The sequence below is a fragment of the Mesorhizobium opportunistum WSM2075 genome, from assembly GCF_000176035.2.
In the GTDB taxonomy this organism is placed as follows: domain Bacteria; phylum Pseudomonadota; class Alphaproteobacteria; order Rhizobiales; family Rhizobiaceae; genus Mesorhizobium; species Mesorhizobium opportunistum.
On the sequence record NC_015675.1, the window covers coordinates 3,625,876 to 3,647,819 of the forward strand.

Annotated in this window: 18 protein-coding genes, 1 other RNA gene and 1 pseudogene; 17 read left to right on the top strand and 3 right to left on the bottom strand. The window is 62.8% G+C overall.

The window, feature by feature from the left end:
• Positions 1–39: 39 nt before the first annotated feature.
• Complete coding sequence (locus tag MESOP_RS17430) at positions 40–873, bottom strand: C1 family peptidase (RefSeq protein WP_013894652.1); 834 nt, start codon at positions 871–873, stop codon at positions 40–42.
• 231 nt (positions 874–1,104) lie between these two features.
• Here MESOP_RS17430 and MESOP_RS17435 point away from each other — a divergent pair, with 231 nt between their 5' ends.
• Positions 1,105–2,256 (top strand): phosphorylase family protein, encoded by a 1,152-nt coding sequence (locus MESOP_RS17435; RefSeq protein WP_013894653.1) that lies wholly within the window; start codon positions 1,105–1,107, stop codon positions 2,254–2,256.
• 44 nt (positions 2,257–2,300) lie between these two features.
• Here the strand turns inward: MESOP_RS17435 and MESOP_RS17440 are convergent, their stop codons facing one another.
• Positions 2,301–6,050: a hydantoinase B/oxoprolinase family protein gene (locus MESOP_RS17440; RefSeq protein ID WP_013894654.1), complete on the bottom strand. Its 3,750-nt coding sequence runs from the start codon at positions 6,048–6,050 to the stop codon at positions 2,301–2,303.
• A 180-nt stretch (positions 6,051–6,230) separates the two neighbouring features.
• Between MESOP_RS17440 and MESOP_RS17445 the strand changes: the two genes are divergently transcribed.
• The 7 genes and pseudogenes from MESOP_RS17445 to MESOP_RS33770 all read left to right on the top strand — a co-directional run.
• Positions 6,231–6,440: a hypothetical protein gene (locus MESOP_RS17445; protein ID WP_013894655.1), complete on the top strand. Its 210-nt coding sequence runs from the start codon at positions 6,231–6,233 to the stop codon at positions 6,438–6,440.
• 161 nt (positions 6,441–6,601) lie between these two features.
• Positions 6,602–7,321 carry a J domain-containing protein gene (locus MESOP_RS17450; protein WP_041164774.1) on the top strand — a complete coding sequence of 240 codons (720 nt, stop codon included), beginning with the start codon at positions 6,602–6,604 and terminating at the stop codon, positions 7,319–7,321.
• Positions 7,318–8,073: an N-acetylmuramoyl-L-alanine amidase gene (locus tag MESOP_RS17455; protein WP_013894657.1), complete on the top strand. Its 756-nt coding sequence runs from the start codon at positions 7,318–7,320 to the stop codon at positions 8,071–8,073. The genes MESOP_RS17450 and MESOP_RS17455 overlap by 4 nt, the downstream gene beginning before the upstream one ends.
• Before the next feature lie 212 nt (positions 8,074–8,285).
• On the top strand, positions 8,286–9,005 hold the full coding sequence (locus MESOP_RS17460) for a lytic transglycosylase domain-containing protein (RefSeq protein ID WP_013894658.1): 720 nt from the start codon (positions 8,286–8,288) through the stop codon (positions 9,003–9,005).
• A gap of 80 nt (positions 9,006–9,085) precedes the next feature.
• An RNA gene (gene rnpB, locus MESOP_RS33145) (RNase P RNA component class A) lies at positions 9,086–9,485 on the top strand.
• A 167-nt stretch (positions 9,486–9,652) separates the two neighbouring features.
• Positions 9,653–9,928 (top strand): type II toxin-antitoxin system ParD family antitoxin, encoded by a 276-nt coding sequence (locus MESOP_RS17465; RefSeq protein ID WP_013894659.1) that lies wholly within the window; start codon positions 9,653–9,655, stop codon positions 9,926–9,928.
• Positions 9,925–10,140, top strand: a pseudogene (locus tag MESOP_RS33770) (type II toxin-antitoxin system RelE/ParE family toxin); the annotation flags it as partial. The gene MESOP_RS17465 and the pseudogene MESOP_RS33770, both read left to right, overlap by 4 nt.
• Positions 10,141–10,235: 95 nt before the next feature.
• On the opposite strand, the gene MESOP_RS17470 reads toward MESOP_RS33770, so the two are convergent.
• Positions 10,236–11,351 (bottom strand): cystathionine gamma-lyase, encoded by a 1,116-nt coding sequence (locus tag MESOP_RS17470; RefSeq protein ID WP_013894660.1) that lies wholly within the window; start codon positions 11,349–11,351, stop codon positions 10,236–10,238.
• A 410-nt stretch (positions 11,352–11,761) separates the two neighbouring features.
• On the opposite strand from MESOP_RS17470, the gene mraZ reads away from it, so the two are divergent.
• The 9 genes from mraZ to ftsW are packed head-to-tail and all read left to right on the top strand — an operon-like array spanning position 11,762 to position 21,943.
• On the top strand, positions 11,762–12,220 hold the full coding sequence (gene mraZ / locus MESOP_RS17475; RefSeq protein ID WP_013894661.1) for a division/cell wall cluster transcriptional repressor MraZ: 459 nt from the start codon (positions 11,762–11,764) through the stop codon (positions 12,218–12,220).
• The gene (rsmH, locus tag MESOP_RS17480; protein ID WP_013894662.1) at positions 12,217–13,233 is read left to right on the top strand and encodes a 16S rRNA (cytosine(1402)-N(4))-methyltransferase RsmH; all 1,017 of its coding nucleotides are present in this window, start codon (positions 12,217–12,219) and stop codon (positions 13,231–13,233) included. The genes mraZ and rsmH overlap by 4 nt, the downstream gene beginning before the upstream one ends.
• Positions 13,234–13,237: 4 nt before the next feature.
• A complete protein-coding gene (ftsL, locus tag MESOP_RS17485) occupies positions 13,238–13,633 on the top strand; it encodes a cell division protein FtsL (protein ID WP_013894663.1) in 396 nt (131 codons plus the stop codon).
• Entirely contained in the window at positions 13,630–15,339 is a 1,710-nt protein-coding gene (locus MESOP_RS17490) for a peptidoglycan D,D-transpeptidase FtsI family protein (protein ID WP_013894664.1), read from the top strand. Before ftsL ends, MESOP_RS17490 begins: the two co-directional genes overlap by 4 nt.
• Before the next feature lie 54 nt (positions 15,340–15,393).
• Positions 15,394–16,848, top strand: a complete 1,455-nt coding sequence (locus MESOP_RS17495) for a UDP-N-acetylmuramoyl-L-alanyl-D-glutamate--2,6-diaminopimelate ligase (RefSeq protein ID WP_013894665.1) — start codon at positions 15,394–15,396, stop codon at positions 16,846–16,848.
• Positions 16,845–18,278 (top strand): UDP-N-acetylmuramoylalanyl-D-glutamyl-2,6-diaminopimelate--D-alanyl-D-alanine ligase, encoded by a 1,434-nt coding sequence (locus tag MESOP_RS17500; protein WP_013894666.1) that lies wholly within the window; start codon positions 16,845–16,847, stop codon positions 18,276–18,278. Before MESOP_RS17495 ends, MESOP_RS17500 begins: the two co-directional genes overlap by 4 nt.
• Before the next feature lie 23 nt (positions 18,279–18,301).
• On the top strand, positions 18,302–19,384 hold the full coding sequence (gene mraY, locus MESOP_RS17505) for a phospho-N-acetylmuramoyl-pentapeptide-transferase (protein ID WP_013894667.1): 1,083 nt from the start codon (positions 18,302–18,304) through the stop codon (positions 19,382–19,384).
• Between the two features lie 7 nt (positions 19,385–19,391).
• Positions 19,392–20,792, top strand: coding sequence for a UDP-N-acetylmuramoyl-L-alanine--D-glutamate ligase (gene murD, locus MESOP_RS17510; protein WP_013894668.1), 1,401 nt, complete (start codon positions 19,392–19,394; stop codon positions 20,790–20,792).
• The gene (ftsW, locus tag MESOP_RS17515; protein ID WP_013894669.1) at positions 20,792–21,943 is read left to right on the top strand and encodes a putative lipid II flippase FtsW; all 1,152 of its coding nucleotides are present in this window, start codon (positions 20,792–20,794) and stop codon (positions 21,941–21,943) included. Before murD ends, ftsW begins: the two co-directional genes overlap by 1 nt.
• Position 21,944 lies beyond the last annotated feature (1 nt).

The following is a 21,944-nucleotide window of genomic DNA, read 5'->3' on the forward strand; positions in this document are numbered from 1 at the left end:
AAAGCCCTTTGCGCTCTATGGGCAGCGTCGGGGGGATAACTACGCTTTTACAGCGTTAATTACCCAGAAATCGGAAGCCATGCTTCCATCGGTCAGATAAGCATATGGCATGAAGAAGTAGCCCTTCTTGCCGACATTGGCTCCCCAGGAATTTCTGATTTTGAAAAGGCTGGTTGCATTGTCGTATCCGACACACATCACGGCATGGCCACCGATTGCGCTATCGTTCGCGCCGGGCAGGGGAATGGTCGCCGGCCTGGGATTTTGAGAATACCAGCTGTCAAATACGGTGAATCCGAAGACAAACGGATATCCTGCCGCAAGGCAACCTCTCAGCTGATTGAGGATTGGGGTCAGCCGTTGATAGCTGGTAATGACATACTTGCTGGCGTCGTCATAGCAAGCCTTCTTGGGCTGGGTCGCCGGCTTTGAATTCTTGGGAAAAGGGCCGCCGTCGTAAGCGGCGGGCGTGTCGTCGTATGGCCATTCCGCTTCCGGGCAGGCTCCCTGTTTTTGCAGGGTTCTTATCCCGTCCCTGATCTGCGCTCCCGCGTCATTTGCGACATGGCCTTCGATCTTGCGCTCGTTGTAGTAGATAAAGAGTCGCGACGGCACGAAATCGGGCATCTGCTTGCTCTTCAATCGGTCAAACTGCACCGCACCGGCCAGCGCGTTGGCTGTACAGGATCCAATGCGGCCCTGATCATAGATCGGAAACTCTGGCTTGAGGTCCACTGCTGCTGGAAGTGCCTTCAATACAGGGAGTGGGGCGCTGTATAGTTGATCTCTCGGATCTGGAAGATCCCTTACCCACCCGAGGCCACTGATTTTTCTTTCTGTCGGAGCCGTAGTTGACGTGACGTTCTTGGCCATGGAAATCTCCCCCTCCTGCCGTTCAAAATAATACGCTACATCGAAACGATATTTACTTCTATAGTAACGGGTTGCCTGCGGTGGTATGTTAATGTGGCTATGTGATAGAAATAATCATTATTTACAATAAAATATTGGCGCGCCTTAATGGTCCTATAGAGGCGATCACTTGCTTGTGATTTGTCATTTTTCTTCATAGATGCATCCTTATTTCAAGAGGGGATAAATGTCATGATCGCTGACCGTTCTTGGGTTCAGAGAAATCTTGGATTCGATCCACTCCGTGATCCACCGCCAGCGACAACTTTCGCTGTTCCATCTATCGCGAAGTCGAAGGGTACAGAGGATTTTCAGCGAGAGATCATAGAGTTCGACTCTGAATCTTCGTCGGGGCTGCAATTTCTTGCGTTTACAAAATCCACCGGCCTATCCCGATACAAGGACATTCCATGGCCGCAAGGGTTGGCTCCGCAGACAGCCGGCAACGCAGGCGGTAGCAGCGGCGGTCCTTTGCCCAAAGCGGATGTCCTGGTGGTGACCTGGACCGTCGATGAAGGCCACGCCTTGAGCCGGGTACTTACCCCGGGCAAGGACAGCCGCGACGACTATCTTTCCTATACTCATCGATTTGCGGAAATTTCCAAGAACATGCGGCCTGGGTGCCCAGCCCTTCAAGCCAAGCGTCTCGGGGCCTATTGGATGACAACCATCGGCGGGAAATCCGTCGTGGTTTTTAAGTCCGATTCCCATATGTCACAAGACGGTCCGAAGGTACCGAATATCGAAGTCTGGCGGCAGATCATCGAAGAAGTCGCACCCAAGCTGGTGATCACGACCGGAACTGCGGGCGGTATCGGTAAGCAATTCGAGGTCGGTGATGTCGTGGTGAGTGCGCTGGTTCGCTTCGATTGTCTTGCCAAATTCAAGAAGGAGCCGTTTGCGGGCCTTCATTATGCAAGCGCTGTTGCCGATACCAAATACTTCGCCAAGGCACGGCAGCTGTTCAAAACCAACGCATCGCAGCTGCCGCAAGACAACACCCGGGTGCCCAAGATTTTTGTTGCCGCGCCAAGCGCGCTGAGATCGTGCGTGGTCACGACCGATTTCTTTGGCTTTGACACCTCCGATAATCATTACCACCTCCAGGGCCTTGGAGCTGTTTCGGAAATGGGTGACGCCATCCTTGGATTGGTCGCTTCGGAAATGGGCCCCGCGGCGCCGCGCTGGCTCGCGATCCGGAATGTTTCCGACCCTCAGATCAAGGCGGACGGTTTGACGCTCAAACAACAAGCCACTATGGCCGCGCAAATCTACAAAGGTTTCGGACGGTGGAGTTCGATCTGCAGCGCGGTCACCTGCTGGGCCAGCATCGTCGCCGAATAGACGGCGATGAAAGCGGTGGGGAAAGGTGGGCCCGATTAACGGACTCAGCCCTTGCCAAACCCACCCGGCGTCGGTGTCGTCAGGATGACGGCCTCGCCGGCCTCAAGCACCGTCTGATCACAGGCCTTCAACGTGTCGACGCGACCGTCCTTGCGACGCACCTTGGTCGAACCGACCTCGCCATCGCCGCCGCCGTCCAGCCCTTGAGGAGGACGGTTGCGGTGCGAGGACAGGATCGCGCATTCCATCTTCTCGAGGAAGCGGATGGTGCGTTTGGTGCCGTCGCCGGCGCTCCATTTGCCCGTGCCGCCAGAGCCTTCGCGGATGTGGAAATCCTCCAGCACCACGGGAAAGCGCAGTTCCAGCACTTCCGGATCGGTGAGCCGTGAATTGGTCATGTGGGTGTGGACGCCGGAGGTGCCGGCAAAGCCGCGGCCGGAGTTCATCTGGCCGGCCGGCGAGCCGGAGCAGATCGTCTCGTAATACTGGTACTGCTTGTTGCCGAAGGTCAAATTGTTCATCGTGCCCTGCGCATTGGCCATCGCGCCCATGGCGCCGAACAGCGCGTTGGTGACATGCTGCGAGGTCTCGACATTGCCGGCGACGACGGCGGCGGGGTAGGCGGGCTTCAGCATGCAGCCATCGGGAATGATGATGTTGATTGGCCGCAGGCACCCGGCATTCATCGGGATCATGTCCTCGACCATGACACGGAAGGCATAAAGCACCGCCGCGCGGGCGACAGGCTCGGGTGCGTTGAAGTTGTTCTTCATGACCGGTGACGTGCCGGTGAAGTCGACTGTCGCCTCGCGTTTTTGCCGGTCGACCGATATCTTCACCTTGATGATCTGGCCGGTGTCGGTCGGGTATTCGTATCGCGACGTGCCGGGCAGCCGTTCCAGCACGCGGCGCACGCTTTCGGCGGCGTTGTCCTGGACATGACCCATATAGGCCTCGACGACATCGAGGCCGAAATGCGCGACCATCTTGCGCAGTTCAGCGACGCCTTTCTCGTTGGCGGCGATCTGCGCCTTGAGGTCGGCTATGTTCTGGTGCGGGTTGCGGGCCGGATAGCGGTGGTCGGTGAGCAGCGTCTGCAATTCCGTCTCGCGGAACTTTCCGCGGTCGACGATGCGGAAATTGTCGAACAAGACGCCTTCCTCGTCGACCGTGGTGGCGAGCGGCGTCATCGATCCGGGCGCTGTGCCGCCGATATCGGCGTGGTGGCCGCGCGAGGCAACGTAGAAGAGGATTTCCTCCCCCCTTGAGGGGGAGGTGCCGCCGAAGGCGGCGGAGGGGGTCGCCGAGGCAGTGCTCGACGTTCTTGCGGTGCCTTCTGAGAGGACCCCACCCGGCCGCTGCGCGGCCACCCTCCCCTCAAGGGGTAGGGAAAATACCGGCGTCACCACGGTGATGTCAGGCAGATGCGTGCCGCCATTGTAAGGGGCGTTCAAGGCAAAGACGTCGCCGGGGTGGATGTCGCCGGAGTTCAGCCGGATGATGGTCTCGACCGAACGATCCATCGAGCCGAGGTGCACCGGCATGTGCGGCGCGTTGGCGACCAGCGCACCGGTGTGGTCGAAGACGGCGCAGGAAAAATCCAGCCTTTCCTTGATGTTGACGGAGTAGGCGGTGTTCTGCAGCGTGACCCCCATCTGCTCGGCGATCGACATGAAGAGGTTGTTGAAGACCTCCAGCATGACCGGGTCGGCTTCGGTGCCGAGCGCTGCCTGACGGCGCTTTCTTTCGATGCGGCGCAACAGCACATGGTTCCTGGCGGTGATCTCGGCCTGCCAGCCCGGCTCGATGACGATGGTCTGGTTCGGCTCGATGATCAGAGCGGGACCGGCAATCCTGTTGCCCGGCTTCAGCGCCTCGCGGCGGAAAATGCCGGATGGACGCCATTCTCCCTCGGTGAAGATTTCGCGGCTCTGCGAAGGGCTTAAGGCGAGATCCTCGGTTTCTGAATCACTTTCGTCGCGGCCTCCGCCGCCGGTGTCGGTGCCCTCGACGCCGACTGTCTCGACGATCATCGGCTTGTCGTCATAGACGAAACCGAATTGCGCCTTGTGGGCGATCTCGAAGTCGCGCTTCGCCTGGAAAATCGAGTCACTTTCGAAATTCACCGGCAGCGTCGTGTCGGTGCCGTCGTAGCGAATGTGCAGCACCGGCCTGGCGGCAACCGCGTTCTCGGCGATGCCTTGCGCAGCGAGTTCGGCAATGACGGTGTTTCTCAAATTGGCAATGAGGCTACCAATCTCGGTTCGGGACTCCTCCGCAAGCGGCTTGAGCAGCGCCTGCTGGCGCGAGGCAAAGACGGACGCCAGGCCGATGCCATAGGCCGAAAGCAGGCCGGAGAAGGGGTGGATCAGCACCGCCTCCATGCCGAGCGCGTCGGCAACCAGGCATGCGTGCTGGCCGCCTGCGCCGCCAAAGCAGTTGAGCAGATATTCGGTGACATCGTAGCCGCGCTGCACCGAGATCTTCTTGATGGCGTTGGCCATGTTCTCGACGGCGATGGTGATGAAGCCTTCCGCGACCGCCTCGGGCGAGCGGCCGTCACCGATCTCGGCGGCAAGTGCGCTGAATTTCGCGCGCACGGCCTCGACGTCGAGCGGCTGGTCCTGGTCGGGGCCGAAGATCGCCGGGAAGAAATCGGGCTGCAGCTTGCCCAGCATGACGTTGGCGTCGGTGACGGCGAGCGGCCCGCCACGCCGGTAGGCGGCGGGGCCGGGATTGGCGCCGGCTGAGTCCGGGCCGGCACGAAAGCGGCCGGCCTCGTAATGCAGGATCGAACCGCCGCCGGCGGCGACGGTGTGGATGCGCATCATCGGGGCGCGGACCCGCACGCCGGCGACTTCGGTGTCGAAGGCGCGTTCATACTCGCCATCATAGTGGGCGACATCGGTTGATGTGCCGCCCATATCGAAGCCGATGACCTTGTCGAAACCGGCGGATTTCGCTGTCTCGACCATGCCGACGACGCCGCCGGCCGGACCCGACAGCAGCGCGTCCTTGCCCTGGAACATGTTGGCGGCGGTGAGACCGCCAGAAGACATCATGAACATCAGGCGGGGGGATTGGTCAGTCTCTCCCGCCGCACCCAGTTCTCCCGCCACCTTCTGGACATACCTCGACAGGATGGGCGACAGATAGGCGTCGACCACGGTTGTGTCGCCGCGGCCCACCAGCTTGATCAGCGGCGAAACCTCGTGGCTGACCGAGACCTGGCTGAAACCAAGCTTGCGGCAGACTTTTGCCACCGCCTTCTCGTGATCGGGATATTTCCAGGCATGCATGAAGACGATGGCTACGGCATCGATGCCGTCGGCCCTGGCCTGTTCGATCGCCGGCCGGCAAGCGGCGATGTCGAGCAGCCGTTCGACGCAGCCATCGGCCAGCACGCGCTCGTTGATCTCGATGACGCGCTCATAAAGCTGTTCGGGAAGGATGATTTCCTTGGCGAAGATGTCCGGACGCGCCTGGTAGGCGATCCTGAGCGCATCGCGAAACCCCTTGGTGATGAGCAGGAGCACGCGGTCGCCCTTGCGCTCCAGAAGCGCATTGGTAGCCACCGTGGTGCCCATCTTGATGTCGCCGATCCGGCCGGGCGGAACCGCGGCGCCAGGTTCAAGCCCGAGCAGGTCACGGATGCCCTGGATGGCGGCATCGGCATAGGCTTCCGGATTCTCCGAAAGGAGCTTGCGCGGATGCAGCCCCCCTTGCGGATCTCGGCCGACGACATCGGTGAATGTGCCGCCGCGGTCGATCCAGAAGTCCCATTTCGCGGCCATGGCGGCTGTCTCCGGCATTTTTCGTTTCCAGCTTTGTTGTTAATGCGCCATGGCATCGGCGGCAACGCATCCCGTTGATGTTACACGCGGAAACGCAACGTTACGAAACTCATGGCGATGTGATGCATTTTCCCTTCGACCGTTCACTGCAACGTGAACGTGTGTTGAAGGAGAGATGTTATGAAAAAGCTCATTCTTGCGTCCGTATCCGCGCTTGCCCTGCTGGGCGTCGCGGCCTGCAGCGACAGCGGCACAGGCACAGACAACACCACCACGCAGAGCACCAATCCGCCGGCTTCCGAGCCGATGAAGCCCGCGGCCCCGGCCGATAATTCGACCAAGCCTGCCGAGCCGGCTCCGGCAACGCCTGCTCCTGCGCCCGCGCAGTAGCTTGTAAGCAGTAAGTGTCTTGGGAGAAAAGGCCGGCGTCATGCCGGCCTTTTCTCGTGGAGTCGATCGTCGAAACCGACGAGGCGCCTCTCTTCACGGACCTCGGACAGTGGCCGTTATTGGCTTGATAGCGGGGACCGGTTGGCTCTATGAAGCTGGCCATGTCGATTTGGGACCGCCTTGGCGAATTCATAACACGGGTTTCATCCTCAGCGACGTCGGGCGTCGCCGACGTCGTCGAGGCAGTACGCACGGTGTTCTCCGGCGACGCGGACCTGCGCCGCCGCGTCGCCTTCTCGGTGGCCATGATTGCGCTTTCGGCCAAGATGGCCAAGGCCGACGGCATCGTCACCCAGGACGAAGTGCGCGCTTTCCAGGAAATCTTCGAAGTCCCGCCGAAGGAGACGCGCAATGTGGCGCGGCTGTTCGATCTGGCGCAGCGCGACGTGGCCGGATTCGAGACCTATGCCGAACGGATGGCGCAGATGTGCGGCTCTGGGCATTCCAACTGCGTGATGCTGGAAGACATACTCGACGGCCTGTTCCACATCGCCAAGGCCGACGGCTTGGTGCATGAGCATGAAGGCACCTTCCTGCATCGGATCGCGGAGATTTTCCGCATCGACGAGGCACATTACGAGGCCATCCTGGCGCGGCACGTCAATCTTGGCGCTGGCGACCCCTATGTCGTGCTCGGCATCGAGCGCGGCAAGCCGTTCGAGGAGGTCAGGAAGCGGTACCGCAAGCTGGTTTCCGACAATCATCCGGACCGGCTGATCGCGCGCGGCCTGCCGCAGGAATTCATCAAGATCGCGACGACCAGGGTCGCGGCGATCAACGCCGCCTATGAGATGATCGAGCGAGGCCTGCGGCACGTATGAGCGGCTTCCTGCCCGACGAGCCGCGCGCCGAGGTCAGGGTGTCGCCGAATTTCGGGCCAAGGCGCGACACGCTGAAACCCGACATGATCGTGCTGCACTATACCGGCATGGCGACGGGTGCCGGGGCGGAGGCGTGGCTGTGCGACCCGGAGAGCGAAGTCTCGTCGCATTATCTCGTGCATGAGAATGGCCATATCGTGCAGATGGTCAGGGAAAGCGACCGCGCCTGGCACGCCGGCAAGAGTTCCTGGTTCGGACGCAGCGACATCAACTCCTGTTCGATCGGCATCGAGATCGTCAATCCGGGACATTCGCTGGGTTATCGCGGATTTCCCCGGCGCCAGATCGATGCGGTGATCGGCCTGTGCAAAGGCATTGCCGCGCGGCATGCGATCCCAGCCACGCGGGTGCTGGCGCATTCGGACGTGGCGCCCGGGCGCAAAGTCGATCCAGGCGAGAAGTTTCCGTGGGGCGCGCTGTTCGAGGCCGGTGTCGGCCATCTCGTACCGGCCGCGCCGGTGAGGCGAGGGGCCACATTGGGACCCGGTGCCCGCGGCGCCGATGTCGAGGCGCTGCAGTCGATGCTGGCGCTTTATGGCTATGGCGTCGAGATATCGGGCGTTTTCGATCATCAGACACGGATTGTCGTCGAGGCTTTCCAACGGCATTTCCGACCACGCCTGGTTGACGGGCTGGCCGACGGCTCGACGATGCGTACGCTGCAAAAACTGCTTGCCTCCATGAGCCGCTGACCCAGGGTCAAGGCCCTGCCCAAGTAATCCTTTGCGCCTTTCAGGTTACAAACTGTCACTTAAAGTGACTTGCCCCGCCTTCATTGGCGCCAATTCGGACTTCAAAGGGCAATTCGTACAGTTTGTCGGGCGTCTATCCCCCCGGATGTTCCGATATTAATCAAGGCGTGCCACGCGATGATCTTCGCGTGGTCCAAACAGAACAGGATCACATGCAGAAATTGACCGTTGTAACGGCAGCTCTTGCTGCCGGCGTAATGACTTTTGCCTTTGGTGCGGCCAATGCCGCGCCGTTAAGCCCACGGGCCGATCAAGGGCTCGTAGTGGCAACCGCCAAAGGCAAGGCCATTTCGGCCAAAAGCAGCAGGAGTGTGAAGACGGCGAAGAAGCAGGCTTCCGCTAAAGTGGAAAAGGCAAGTTGGACCAAGGCGAAGAAATCCACCGCCAAAAAGCACACCAAGCGCGGCCGCAAGACCGTCGACATGACAACAACGGCATCGATCGGCCTCGGGAATGCAGCCGCGTCGATGGCAGCGGTGACCAGCAGCGGCCAGTATTCCGCGATCGTCACCCGCTATGCGGCGAGCTACGGCGTCCCGGTGTCGCTGGCTAATGCCGTCATCAAGATCGAGAGCAATTACCGGCCGAACATGGTCGGCGGTGCCGGCGAGATCGGCCTGATGCAGATCAAGCCGGCGACGGCGCGGATGATGGGCTACAACGGTTCGGCCAAGGGCCTCTTCGATCCCGACACCAACATCAAATACGGCATGAAGTATCTCGCCATGGCGCGGGATCTCGGCGGCGGCACGACCTGCGGCACGATCCTGAAATACAATGCCGGCCATGGCGCGACACGGATGAACCCCGTTTCGGCCGCCTATTGCAGCAAGGTCAAGGTGCAGTTGGCTGCTGTTGGTGCGCCTGCCTGAGAAGAGCTGGCGTAAGAAGAGCTGGCCGCAACCGGCTTTTTCGGTTGCGTTTTCTGGGCTGAACCCCTTTATACGCCTTGCCAGCTGGCCGGGCGGCCGCACTCGCAAACGCCGAAAGGCCGCGGGTGAGGAAAGTCCGGGCTCCATGGAGACACGGTGCCGGTTAATGGCCGGCGGGGGCGACCCCAGGGAAAGTGCCACAGAAAGCAAACCGCCACGGTTTCACCGTGGTAAGGGTGAAAGGGTGGGGTAAGAGCCCACCGCGCGACTGGCAACAGGAGCGGCACGGTAAACCCCACCGGGAGCAAGACCGAATAGGGGCGGTGCGAGGGGAAACCCTCGAGGGCTGTTTCCGGCTCACCGTCCGGGTAGGTTGCGTGAGGCGCATGGCAACAGGCGCCCAAGATGAATGGCCGCCACGTTCTCGTCCCGCAAGGGGCGAGGGCCATACAAAACCCGGCTTACAGGCCGGCTGGCAGTTTTCCTTCGAAAAGAAAACCTTTGAGATCAGCAGGTTGCGCCCTCCAGCGCGCCTGCCGATTCAAGTTGGTGCGGCTTTGCCGGCTGGATCGACACCAAGCCATTTGCTTGAAGCTGGTACGATTTAGTCGTACCGTGGGATCGACGCAAGGCATCGGGAGTCTATCATGGGACATGTCGATAAACGCAGCATCACGCTGTCGCCGGAACTGGCCCAAGCGGTGGACGATGTGGTTGCCGCCGGCGAATATGCTTCGGCGAGCGAAGTGATCCGCGATGCGCTGCGGCAATGGAAGGACCGCCGCGATCTGCTCGGCTATACGGTCGAGGAACTGCGCAAGCTGGTGCAGGAAGGGACCGATAGCGGGCCTGGTCGATTTGCATCGATGGATGAAATCAAAGCCGAGGCGCGGAGACGGTTGCGATCTGACGACGCAGCATGAATCTGTTGTCCATCGTCCGGAATGCACGCGTTGAAGACGATCTGATCGCGATCTGGCTGCATATTGCCCAGGACAGCGAGGCTGCAGCCGATCGGCTCCTCGATCGCATCGAAGCGCGATGGCAGCAACTGGCCATCTTTCCCCTCTCAGGTGCGCCACGCGACGATATTGCGCCCGGCATCCGTCATCTGGTGGTCGGCGATTATCTCACCCTGTATCGCGTCGGTGGCGAAGCGATCGAAATTCTTCGCGTGCTGCACGGCCATCGCGACATCGAAGCCGACGATCTCGGTCGTGATCGATCCTGTCAGCCTCTGATCCCGTCCAGCGACATCTCGATTGCTTTCCAGAGTTCTTCCACCGGTTCACATCCGACCGAGAGGCGTACGAAGCCAGGCGCAACCGCATCGCCTCGCTTCAAGCGCCGCTCGGCCGAGGTGTGGACGCCGCCGAAGGATGTCGCTGCCTGCATCAGGTCGCAATTGTTGATGAAATCCTCAGCCTTATCCTCCGAAGCGAGCTCGAACGAGATGAGAAAGCCGAAGCGCTCCATCTGGGCGCGGGCAAGATTATGCGACGGATCGCTCTCCAGTCCGGGAAAGCGCAGGCCGCTGATCGCCCGGTGACCCTGCAGTCGCCGCGCGATCACTTCCGCTGAGGTGCACATGCGGTCGAAGCGCACATCGAGTGTCTCCAGGCCACGGTGCACCAGCCAGGCTTCGAACGGTCCGGGAATGCTGCCTGAAATTTCGCGCCAGCCGGTCACGGCGGCGATGATGTCGGCGTTGCGGCTGGCGACGTGGCCGAACAGCACGTCGGAATGGCCGTTCGGCGCCTTGGTGTCGGCGGCGACGACGATATCGGCGCCGTGGTCGAGCGGGCGCTGGCCGAACGGCGTCATCGTCGTGTTGTCGATCGCCAGCAGCGCACCTGCTTTGTGAACCGCCGCGGCAACGGCCGCTATGTCGCAGATATCCAGTCCCGGATTGGCCGGGGTTTCGACGAAAGCAAGCCGGTAGCCATCGAAGCCGCCATCGAGGAACGTCGAGGTCGGGCGGACATCGTAGCTGACGCCGAAAGGCTTCAGGAAACGATCGGCCAGTGCCCTTGTCGTGTGATAGCCGTCCGACGGCAGCAGGATACGGTCGCCAGTCTTGAGCAGTCCGAAGAACACGGCCGAGATCGCGCCCATTCCGGAAGGGAAGGCCACGCAGGGCGCGTCTTCCAGATGCGCCAGCATGTGTTCGACCGCGTCCCAGGTCGGATTGCTGAAGCGGCCATATTGATCGTAGCCGGTGGCATCGCCAGGCGCATGGTAGATCGCGGCCATGGTCAGCGGCAGCGGGATCGGGTCGCCTTTGGCAAGTCCGCTGTTGCGCAGATGGGGAAGTGCTGCAGCGCGTGTGTTCGCTGATTCAGGCATCGATTCTCAAAACCCTCCTGGTGACCGGTCGGACGCGAGCAAACGCTATGCCCGGCAACGCGCCCCAGCAAGCCGCCTCCGGTTGGGCCAAGCGCTCTAAACGCTTCGTTAGGCTTAATGATCCATAAAGACGAGACGTGCCGGAACGGCTGCCCTCATCGGTCGCGATGCGCGTGTTTGTGAAGCCTATTCCCGTTGACGCCCATAGTGCCCCATGATATCCCATTTCGATACTCAAGCCTTCGTTCCGCGTCAGGGTAAAGCGTACGCCAATCGGGCAGCCGCGGCGGCTGCGCGTTTGCCGGTTTTTGCCCGCGTAAACGAGGTGGGTGCGAGGCAGGGAACGCGCTGCGGCGGCGCGTGCGACACGATAAAGAGGGGTGCGGCGGCGCAAGCGGCTGTAACGCGTGATGGACCGGTTTCTGTCGAACACGGTGAGCAGGATCGATGCGAAGGGACGGGTGTCCGTTCCGGCGCATTTCCGCGCCGTCGTGCAGAAGCGCGGCTATTCGGAACTCTACGCGCTGCGTTGCCTGGATCTGCCGGCGATGGATGTCGGTGGGCTCGACCTGCTCGATCGGTACGAGCAGCGCATCGCGCTCGAGAATCCCTTCCTGCAGACGGCGGACGACATGTCCTTCTTCTGCCATGGCGATGGCGCATTCCTGAAACTCGACCAGGATGGCCGCATCACCATGACCGATTTCATTCGCGAGCACACCGGCATCTCGGCGGAGGTGACTTTTGTCGGCCGCGGCAATTTCTTTCAGATCTGGGAGCCGGGACGGCTTGCTGCCTATGGCGCGCAGGCGCGGGCCCGGCTTTTGCAGCTTCGGCAGGGGACGAAGCCTGGGGAGCGGCCGGAATGACGGCGGGCCACGGCGATGACATCCACGCCGTTGGCGGACCGGCCCGCCACATTCCGGTCCTCCTTGGCGAAGTGCTCGAGGCACTGGCGCCGGCGGAAGGCGACATCATCATCGACGGCACGTTCGGCGCCGGCGGCTACACCAAAGCCATCCTGGCTACGGGGGCCTCGGTGGTGGCCATCGATCGCGACCCGGACGCGATCGCCGCCGGACGCGATCTCGAGGCGCAATCGGGCGGCAGGCTGAGGCTGGTGCAGGCGCCGTTCTCGACCCTGGACGAGCATGCCGAAAGCGTTGATGGCGTCGTGCTCGACATCGGCGTGTCCTCCATGCAGCTCGACCAGGCGGAGCGCGGCTTCTCGTTCCGCAATGACGGGCCGCTCGACATGCGCATGGCGCAGGCGGGCCTCAGCGCCGCCGATGTCGTCAACAGCTTCAAGCCGGGCGACCTTGCCCGCATCTTCGGCTTTCTCGGCGAGGAGCGTCACGCCGGGCGTATCGCCCGCATGATCGAGGCGCGCCGCGAAAAGCGGCCATTCGAACGCACGCTGGAACTCGCCGACGCCATCGAGACGCATATCGGGCGCGCGCCGAAGGACAAGATCCATCCGGCCACCCGCGTCTTCCAGGCGCTGCGCATCTTCGTCAATGACGAGCTTGGCGAGCTGGCCAAGGCCCTGTTCGCCGCCGAACGCGCGCTGAAGCCGGGCGGACGCCTCGTCGTGGTGACGTTCCATTCGCTGGAAGACCGTATCGTCAAGCGCTTCATAGCCGACCGCGCCGATACCGCGAGCGGTTCGCGCCACTTGCCCGAGGCGCAGGCGCGCAGCGCCACCTTCCGCAAGGATGGCGGCGGCGTGACGCCTGGTGACGCGGAGATCGCGGCCAATCCGCGCGCCCGCTCGGCGAGGCTGCGCGCCGCGATCCGCACCGAGGCGCCGGCGCGCCCCGGCGATTTTTCGATTTTCGGCCTTCCAAAGCTTCCCGGTGTCGATCGTCCGGGGGAGAGGTAAGCACGTGTTCCGTACCAGCGACATTGTCCTGATCGCCGTCATGGTTTCGGCGGCGGCCCTGACCTACAAGATCAAGCGCGAGGCCGAGGACCAACTGGCGGCGGTGCAGAAAATCCATACCCAGATACGCTACGAGGAGGAGACGATCGACCTGCTCAAGGCCGACTGGAGCCTGCTCACCCAGCCGTCGCGGCTGCAGAAGCTCGCCGAACTCTACAAGGCGCAGCTCGCGCTCGAGCCGGTCAGCGCGCGCCAGATCGTGGGCCTGAGCGACTTGCCGGCCAAGGCCCTGGACATCCAGGACATACTGAACGGCCGCCAGGGCGGCATGGCCGACAATTCCGACAAGGCGCCCCCTGGCGACAAGGATCCCGTCGTGACCGGAGGCATCGCCCAATGATCGGCAAACTGCTGAAGCGCCGGGCCAGGACGGTTGAGGACGGGTCCATCGTCGTCGATGGCGCCCGCAAGGCGACCGGCGGCAAGGGCAAGGCGCGTATTGTGATGACGATGGCGGTGTTCTTCGGCATCTTCTCGGTCATTTCGGGGCGGCTGGTCTATCTCGGCTTCCAGACGCCCGACCTGTCGGGCGGCCCGCAGAGCCGGGTCACCGCCTCGCGGCCCGACATTGTCGACCGCAATGGCGAAGTGCTGGCGACCGACATCAAGACGGCGTCGCTGTTCGCAGAGCCGCGCCGCATCGTCGATGCCGACGAGGCGATCGAGAAGCTGTCGACCGTGCTGCCCGAGATCGACTATGAGCAGACCTACCACAAGCTCAAGAGCGGCGCCGGCTTCGTCTGGCTGCAGCGCCAGCTGACGCCCAAGCAGCAGGCCGACATCATGCAGCTCGGCATTCCCGGCTTCGGCTTCCGCACGGAGAAGCGCCGCTTTTATCCGAGCGGCGAAACCTCGTCCTACATTGTCGGCCTGACCAACATCGACAACCAGGGCATCTCCGGCATGGAGAAATATATCGACGAGCAGGGCCTGAGCGACCTGCAGGCGTCGGGCTTGGCGGTGGCCAAGGATCTCAAGCCGGTCAAGCTTTCGATCGATCTGCGCATCCAGCATGTGGTGCGCGACGAGATCGCCGCTGGCCTGGAACGCTATCGCGCCCTGGGCGCCGGCGCCGTCGTGCTCAACGTCAAGACCGGCGAAGTGGTGGCCATGGCTTCGGTGCCGGATTTCGATCCGAATAATCCCTACAATGCACAGGAAAAGGACCGGCTGAACCGGATGTCGGCGGGCCTCTATGAAATGGGCTCGACCTTCAAGAGCTTCACCTCGGCCATGGCGCTCGATTCCGGCAAGGCGACGATGGCGAGCCGCTTCGACGCTTCGCATCCAATCCGGGTCGGGCATCAGGCCATTCACGATTTCCACGGCAAGAACCGTGTGCTGTCGTTGCCGGAGGTGTTCCTCTATTCGTCCAACATCGGGTCGGCCCGAGAGGCCGAACTGGTCGGTATCGCGGGGCACCGGGAATTCCTGCATCGTCTTGGCATCCTGGACAAGATGCAGACCGAACTGCCGGAAGTCGCCCGCCCGACGGAACCGAAGGTCTGGAAACAGGTCAATTCGTTCACCATCGCCTTTGGCCATGGCGTGTCGACGACACCGCTGCAAGCGGCTGTCGGCTGCGCGGCGCTGATGAATGGTGGCTACTTGATGGAACCGACGTTCCTGGTCCGCAGCGAGCAGGAAGCGATGGCGACGGCCAAGAAAGTGGTTAGCGACAAAACCGTCGAAGGCATGCGCTACCTCTATACGCTCAACGCCGAGAAGGGCTCGGCCAGAAACGCCAGGGTCCCCGGCTACCGGGTCGGCGGCAAGACCGGAACGGCCGAGAAGGTGATCAACGGCCGCTATTCTAAGGATTTGAATTTCAACACCTTCGTCGCCGCCTTCCCGATGGACGATCCGCAATACCTGGTGTTTACGATTGCCGACGCCCCGCACCCCGAAAAGCCCGGGATGACCGACGTCGCGGCCGCGAATGCTGGGGTTATAGCCGGCAATATCATCAGGCGTTCAGCGGCCATGCTTGGCGTGAAGCCAGATTTCAGCCATGAAAATGGTGCAACGCTGGTGTCCTATCAGTGATTCTTGGGGCGCGCCGGTAACTGCGCGCTATTTTGTTGCGGTGAACGGAACTCGATGAAGCTCAGAGATCTAGACGGTATCCTGCCAGTCGAAGGAACAGCTTCCGCCGATCTGGAGGTTACCGGCATCTCGTCGGATTCCCGGCAGGTTAAACCCGGCGTCATCTTCTTCGCGCTTGCGGGAAGCAAAGCCGACGGCTCGGCCTATGCCGCCGATGCCGCCAGGCGCGGTGCCGTGGCGATCGTAACAGCCAAGGGCAGCACCGTTGGCGGGCATCCGATTCCAGTGCTGGCGGTCGACGATCCGCGCCTGGCGCTGGCGCTGGGAGCCGCCCGCTTTTTCGGCAACCAGCCGCAAACCATGGTCGCGGTGACAGGCACCAGCGGCAAGACGTCGGTCGCCGCCTTCACGAGGCAGATCTGGGAGCAGGCGGGCTACGCCGCCGCCTCGATCGGCACCACCGGCGTGGTGGCGCCGGGCCGCAACGAATATGGTTCTCTGACGACGCCCGATCCGGTCGCCCTGCACCAGTTGCTCAAGGAATTGGCCGACGCCGGCGTTACCCACGCCTCGATGGAGGCTTCCAGCCACGGGCTCGACCAGCGCCGCCTCGACGGCGTCAAGCTCGCGGCCGGCGGCTTCACCAATCTTGGCCGCGACCACATGGATTACCATCCAACGGTCGAGGATTATCACCGCGCCAAACTGCGCCTGTTCGACACGCTGCTGCCGAAGGGCGCGCCGGCGGTCATCTTTGCCGACGATCCGTGGTCGGCGCCGACAATCCAGGCCGCGCGGGCCGCCGGGCTCGAGGTGCTGACCGTCGGCCGCCATGGCGATTTCCTTAGGCTGAAACGGGTCGAGCATGAGCGTCATCGCCAGCGCGCCGAGGTCGAGGCCAACGGTGTGCTTTATGAAATCGACCTGCCGCTGGCCGGCGATTTCCAGATTTCGAACGCGCTTGTGTCCGCGGGGCTTGCCATTTCCACGGGAATACCAACTGCCAAGGCTTTGATGTCGTTGGAGAAATTGAAGGGCGCGCCGGGCCGGCTCGACCTCGTCGGGACCACCGCCAATGGCGCGCCCGTTTATGTCGATTATGCCCACAAGCCCGATGCGCTGGAAAACGTGCTGACCTCGGTGCGGCCGTTCACCACGGGCCGCGTCATGGTCGTGTTCGGCTGCGGCGGCGACCGCGACCGGGGAAAAAGGCCGATCATGGGCGAGATCGCGACCCGGCTCGCCGATGTCGTCATCGTCACCGACGACAATCCGCGTTCGGAAGTGCCCGAGACGATCCGCGCCGCCATCATGGCTGCGGCGCCTGGAGCCATCGAGATCGGCGACCGGCGCAAGGCGATCCACGATGCGGTCGCGATGCTTGATGCCGGCGACACGCTGATCGTGGCCGGCAAGGGTCATGAGGAGGGCCAGACGATCGGCTCCGAGACGCTGCATTTCTCCGATCATGAGGAAGTCCGCGCCGCGCTGCGGGAGCGTGCTGCATGAACCTCTTGTGGACTTCCGAAGCGCTGGTTACCGCCATGGACGGGCGGCCGCTCGGTCCGATGCCGGAAGGCATATCGGGCATTTCGATCGACAGCCGCAGCCTGCAGCCCGGCGATGCCTTCTTCGCCATCAAGGGCGAGGCAATGGACGGGCACGACTTCGCCACCGCTGCGATCAAGGCCGGCGCCGGCGTATTGGTGGTGGCGGAAGGCAAGCTGCCGTCGCTCGGCCGGCTGACGGCGCCGATTGTCGTCGTCGAGGACGTGCTGGTCGCATTGGAAAAGCTCGGTGTTGCCGCACGAGCCCGTTCGCAGGCAAAAATCATCGCGGTGACCGGGTCGGCCGGCAAGACCACCACCAAGGAGGCGCTGCGCCACGTGCTGTCGGCGGTGGGCAAGGTGCATGCCTCGGCGCAGTCCTTCAACAACCATTGGGGCGTGCCGCTGACCTTGGCGCGCATGCCCGTGGATTGCGATTACGCCGTGTTCGAGATCGGCATGAACCATCCCGACGAGATCCGGCCGCTGGTCAAAATGGTGCGGCCGCATGTCGCCATCGTCACCATGATCGCGGCGGCGCATCTCGGCTTCTTCCGCAACCTCGACGAGATCGCCAAGGCCAAGGCCGAGATTTTCGAAGGCATCGAACCGGATGGCGCCGCCATCCTCAACCGCGACGACGCGCGCTTCAAGCTTCTGGACAAGATGGCGCATGCCGCTGGTGTCGAGCATGTCTACGGTTTCGGCGAGAATGCGCGCTCGACCTTCAAGCTCACCAAGTGCGAACTCCACGCCGACCATTCCGACATCGCCGCCAGGATCGGCGGTCATGATATGATCGCCCGTATCGGCGCGCCCGGCCGTCATATGGTGCAGAACGTGCTGGCCGTGCTGGGCGCGGCGCATCTGGTCAGCGCTGACCTCGACAAAGTGGTGCTGGCGCTGGCCGATCTCTCCGCCGAGCGCGGGCGCGGCAAGCGCCACGTGCTGCGCCATCCCGGTGGCCCGATCACGCTGATCGACGAGAGCTACAATGCCAATCCGGCATCGATGGCCGCCGCGATGGCGTTGCTCAACACGACGCCGGTGGCGGGCGAGGGTCGTCGCATTGCCGTGCTCGGCGACATGCTGGAGCTCGGTGACCATTCGGCCAAGCTGCATGCCGCACTTGCCGACCTCATCGTCGGTACCGGCACGCAGACCGTCTTTCTCGGTGGCCCGGAAATGAAAGCGCTGGCGGAAGCGCTTCCGGCCGAGATCCAGACGGAATACCGCGCCGGCGCCGCGGAGCTGAAGCCGGTGCTGCTTGCCGCGCTTAAGCCAGGCGACGTGGTGATGATCAAATCGTCGAAGGGCATCGGTTTCGCAAAACTGGTCGATGCGCTGCTGGGCAAATTCCCGGCGGAATCCACAACCAGCAAACAGACCTAGACCAAGTCGGGGGACGAAAGCGCATGTTCACACTGCTCGTCGATTTTGCGGACAAGATCTCGGTCTTCAATGTCTTCCGTTACATCACCTTCCGTACCGGCGGCGCGCTGATCACATCGGCGCTGATCGTCTTCATCTTCGGGCCGACGATCATCAATTCACTCAGGCTGCGCCAGGGCAAGGGCCAGCCGATCCGCGCCGACGGGCCGCAGACGCATTTCAAGAAGGCCGGCACGCCGACCATGGGCGGCCTGATGATCCTGTCCGGCATCATCGGCTCGTCGCTGCTGTGGGCGAACCTGTCGAGCATCTATGTCTGGGTGGTGCTTTTGGTGACGCTCGGCTTCGGCTCGATCGGCTTCTACGACGACTATCTGAAGGTGACCAAGCAGTCGCATCTCGGCTTTTCCGGCAAGGCAAGGCTGGCGCTTGAATTCGTCATCGCCGGCATCGCCGCCTGGGCGATCATGCACAACGGCCAGGCGCCGTTCTCGTCGTCGCTGACGTTCCCCTTCGCCAAGGAATTCATCATCAACCTCGGCTGGTTCTTCATTCCGTTCTCCTGCTTCGTCATCGTCGGCGCCGGCAACGCGGTGAACCTGACCGACGGCCTCGACGGACTTGCGATCGTGCCGATCATGATCGCGGCGGCGTCGTTCGGCGTCATTGCCTATCTCTCCGGCAACGCGGTGTTCGCCGAATATCTGCAGATCCATTTCGTGCCGGGCACCGGCGAACTGGCGGTCGTGCTTGGCGCCGTCATCGGCGCCGGCCTCGGCTTCCTCTGGTTCAACGCGCCGCCGGCGGCGATCTTCATGGGCGATACCGGCTCGCTGGCCATGGGTGGCCTGATCGGCACCGTCGCCGTCGCCACCAAGCACGAGATCGTGCTGGTCATCGTCGGCGGGCTGTTTGTCGTGGAAATCCTGTCGGTCATCATCCAGGTCGGCTACTTCAAGATGACCGGCAAGCGGGTGTTCCTGATGGCGCCGATCCACCATCACTTCGAAAAGCTCGGCTGGACCGAAAGCCAGGTGGTGATCCGTTTCTGGATCATCGCCGTCATCCTGGCGCTGGTCGGCCTCTCCACCCTCAAGCTCAGGTAGGAACCCCTTGATCCCCGCCGCATCTTTCGCAGGCAAGCGCGTTTCGCTCTTCGGGCTCGGTGGCTCGGGGATCGCGACCGCGCGGGCATTGATCGAGGGTGGCGCGGAGGTGCTGGCCTGGGACGACAATCCCGACAGTGTCGCCAAGGCGGCCGCCACCGGCATTGAAACCGCCGATCTGCGCGGCGCCGACTGGGCGAAATTCTCGGCCTTCGTGCTGTCGCCGGGCGTGCCGCTGACACATCCCAAGCCGCATTGGACGGTGGAGCTGGCGCGCGGCGCCGGTGTCGAGGTGATCGGCGACATCGAACTGTTCTGCCGCGAACGCACGCTCAGTGCGCCGGCAGCTCCCTTCATCGGGATAACGGGCACCAACGGCAAGTCGACGACGACCGCACTGACGGCGCATATTCTCAAATCGGCGGGCCGCGACACGCAGATGGGCGGCAATATCGGCCGCGCGGTGATGACGCTCGATCCGCCGAAGCCCGATCGCCACTATGTCGTGGAATGCTCGTCCTACCAGATCGACCTTGCACCCTCGATCAACCCGACGGCCGGCATCCTGCTCAACCTGACGCCCGACCATCTCGACCGCCACGGCACCATGCAGCACTACGCCTCGATCAAGGAGCGGCTGGTGGCGGGCAGCGAGACGGCGATCATCGGCATCGACGATTCCTGGTGCGCGCAGATCGCCGAACGGCTGGAACGGGCAGGGCGGCAGGTCATCCGCATCTCCAAGCGGCTGCCTTTGACCGACGGCTATTTCGCCGACGGCAGCAATTTGATGGAAGCCGTGCACGGCCGCTACAGCCGGGTCGCCTTCCTCGAAGGCATCGGTTCGCTGCGCGGCCAGCACAATGCGCAGAACGCGCTTGCCGCGGTCGCCGCGTGCCTCCGGGTCGGGCTGGAGCTTGGCGAGATCCAGTCGGGGCTGGAAAGCTTCCCAGGCCTCGCGCATCGCATGGAGCAGGTCGGCCGCAAGGACCATGTGCTGTTCATCAACGATTCCAAGGCGACCAATGCCGATGCGGCGGCGCCCGCCCTGTCGAGCTTCAACCGCATCTACTGGATCGCCGGCGGGCTGCCCAAGGAAGGCGGCATCGAGCCGCTGCGCGGCTTCTTTCCGCGCATCGCCAAGGCCTACCTGATCGGCGAGGCGGCGCCCGCCTTCTCGGCGACGCTGGGCGAGGCGGTGCCCTATGAGATATCGGGCACGCTGGCCGCAGCCGTCGAACACGCCGCGCGTGATGCGGCCAGGGACGACAGCGGCGAGGCGGTGGTGCTGTTGTCGCCGGCCTGCGCCAGTTTCGACCAGTTCAAGAATTTCGAAGTCCGCGGCGAAGCCTTCAGGCAAGCTGCGAATGCTATCGAGGGCGTGAAACCCATCGGAGGGGCACGATAATGCAGAGCCGTCTCGACAAAAGCCCGGTTGCAACCTGGTGGTGGACGATCGATCGCTGGTTCCTGGCGGCATTCCTGTCGCTGATGGGGCTCGGCATCGTCTTGTCCTTCGCCGCCAGCCCGGCGGTGGCCGAACGGATCGGTCTCGACAGCTTCCACTTCGCCACCAGGCAGATCATCTTCACCGTGCCGGCGCTCGGCGTGATGCTGGCCGTGTCCTTCCTCGATTCCCGGCAGATCCGTCGCATGGCACTGATCATGCTATGCCTGATGCTGGTGCTGATGGTGGCGGTGCTCTACATCGGCATCGAGGTGAAGGGCGCGCGGCGCTGGGTGTCGATTGCCGGCCTGTCGATCCAGCCGTCGGAATTCCTCAAGCCGGCCTTCGTCATCATGTGCGCCTGGCTGTTCGCCGAACACAAGCGCCAGCCCGACATTCCCGGCAATCTGTTCGCCATGCTGCTCCTAGTGCTGGTCGTGTCGCTGCTGGTGGCGCAGCCGGATCTCGGCCAGACCATGTTGACGACCGGCACCTGGGGCATCATGTTCTTCATGGCGGGGCTGCCATGGCTGTGGATCATCGTGCTGGGCGCGGCCGGCGTAGGCGGCGTCTTCGCCGCCTATACGGTGTTCCCGCACGTTGCCTTGCGCATCGACAAGTTCCTCACCGGCGAAGGCGATACGTTCCAGGTCGACATGGGACGCGACGCCCTGATCAACGGCGGCTGGTTCGGCGTCGGGCCGGGCGAGGGCACCGTCAAGCGGGTCATTCCGGACAGCCATGCCGACTTCGTGTTCTCGGTCGCGGGCGAGGAATTCGGGCTGATCATGTGCTTCTTCATCATGTCGATCTTCGCCTTCATCGTGCTGCGCGGCCTCAACACGGCGCTCAAGGAACATGACGATTTCACCCGTTATGCGGTCGGCGGCCTGGTCACCGTGTTCGGCCTGCAGGCGGTCATCAACATGTGCGTCAACCTGCAACTGGTGCCGGCCAAGGGCATGACATTGCCCTTCATCTCCTATGGCGGCTCCTCGCAGATCGCCATCGCCATCTCGATGGGCATGGTGCTGGCGCTGACGCGCAAGCGGCCGGAAAAGCGCAAGCAAATGGGCTTTACGCTGCCGCAGCGCGCGATGCCGGCGGAGTGAC

Coding starts and splice junctions, on each gene's coding strand:
- mraZ (WP_013894661.1), top strand. CDS start 11,762: ATGGACCGGTTTCTGTCGAACACGGTGAGCAGGATCGATGCGAAGGGA.
- MESOP_RS17500 (WP_013894666.1), top strand. CDS start 16,845: ATGAACCTCTTGTGGACTTCCGAAGCGCTGGTTACCGCCATGGACGGG.
- MESOP_RS17450 (WP_041164774.1), top strand. CDS start 6,602: ATGTCGATTTGGGACCGCCTTGGCGAATTCATAACACGGGTTTCATCC.
- MESOP_RS17470 (WP_013894660.1), bottom strand. CDS start 11,351: ATGCCTGAATCAGCGAACACACGCGCTGCAGCACTTCCCCATCTGCGC.
- MESOP_RS17440 (WP_013894654.1), bottom strand. CDS start 6,050: ATGGCCGCGAAATGGGACTTCTGGATCGACCGCGGCGGCACATTCACC.
- MESOP_RS17490 (WP_013894664.1), top strand. CDS start 13,630: ATGATCGGCAAACTGCTGAAGCGCCGGGCCAGGACGGTTGAGGACGGG.
- MESOP_RS17460 (WP_013894658.1), top strand. CDS start 8,286: ATGCAGAAATTGACCGTTGTAACGGCAGCTCTTGCTGCCGGCGTAATG.
- MESOP_RS17495 (WP_013894665.1), top strand. CDS start 15,394: ATGAAGCTCAGAGATCTAGACGGTATCCTGCCAGTCGAAGGAACAGCT.
- MESOP_RS17430 (WP_013894652.1), bottom strand. CDS start 873: ATGGCCAAGAACGTCACGTCAACTACGGCTCCGACAGAAAGAAAAATC.
- MESOP_RS17465 (WP_013894659.1), top strand. CDS start 9,653: ATGGGACATGTCGATAAACGCAGCATCACGCTGTCGCCGGAACTGGCC.
- mraY (WP_013894667.1), top strand. CDS start 18,302: ATGTTCACACTGCTCGTCGATTTTGCGGACAAGATCTCGGTCTTCAAT.
- MESOP_RS17455 (WP_013894657.1), top strand. CDS start 7,318: ATGAGCGGCTTCCTGCCCGACGAGCCGCGCGCCGAGGTCAGGGTGTCG.
- MESOP_RS17445 (WP_013894655.1), top strand. CDS start 6,231: ATGAAAAAGCTCATTCTTGCGTCCGTATCCGCGCTTGCCCTGCTGGGC.
- ftsW (WP_013894669.1), top strand. CDS start 20,792: ATGCAGAGCCGTCTCGACAAAAGCCCGGTTGCAACCTGGTGGTGGACG.
- rsmH (WP_013894662.1), top strand. CDS start 12,217: ATGACGGCGGGCCACGGCGATGACATCCACGCCGTTGGCGGACCGGCC.
- MESOP_RS17435 (WP_013894653.1), top strand. CDS start 1,105: ATGATCGCTGACCGTTCTTGGGTTCAGAGAAATCTTGGATTCGATCCA.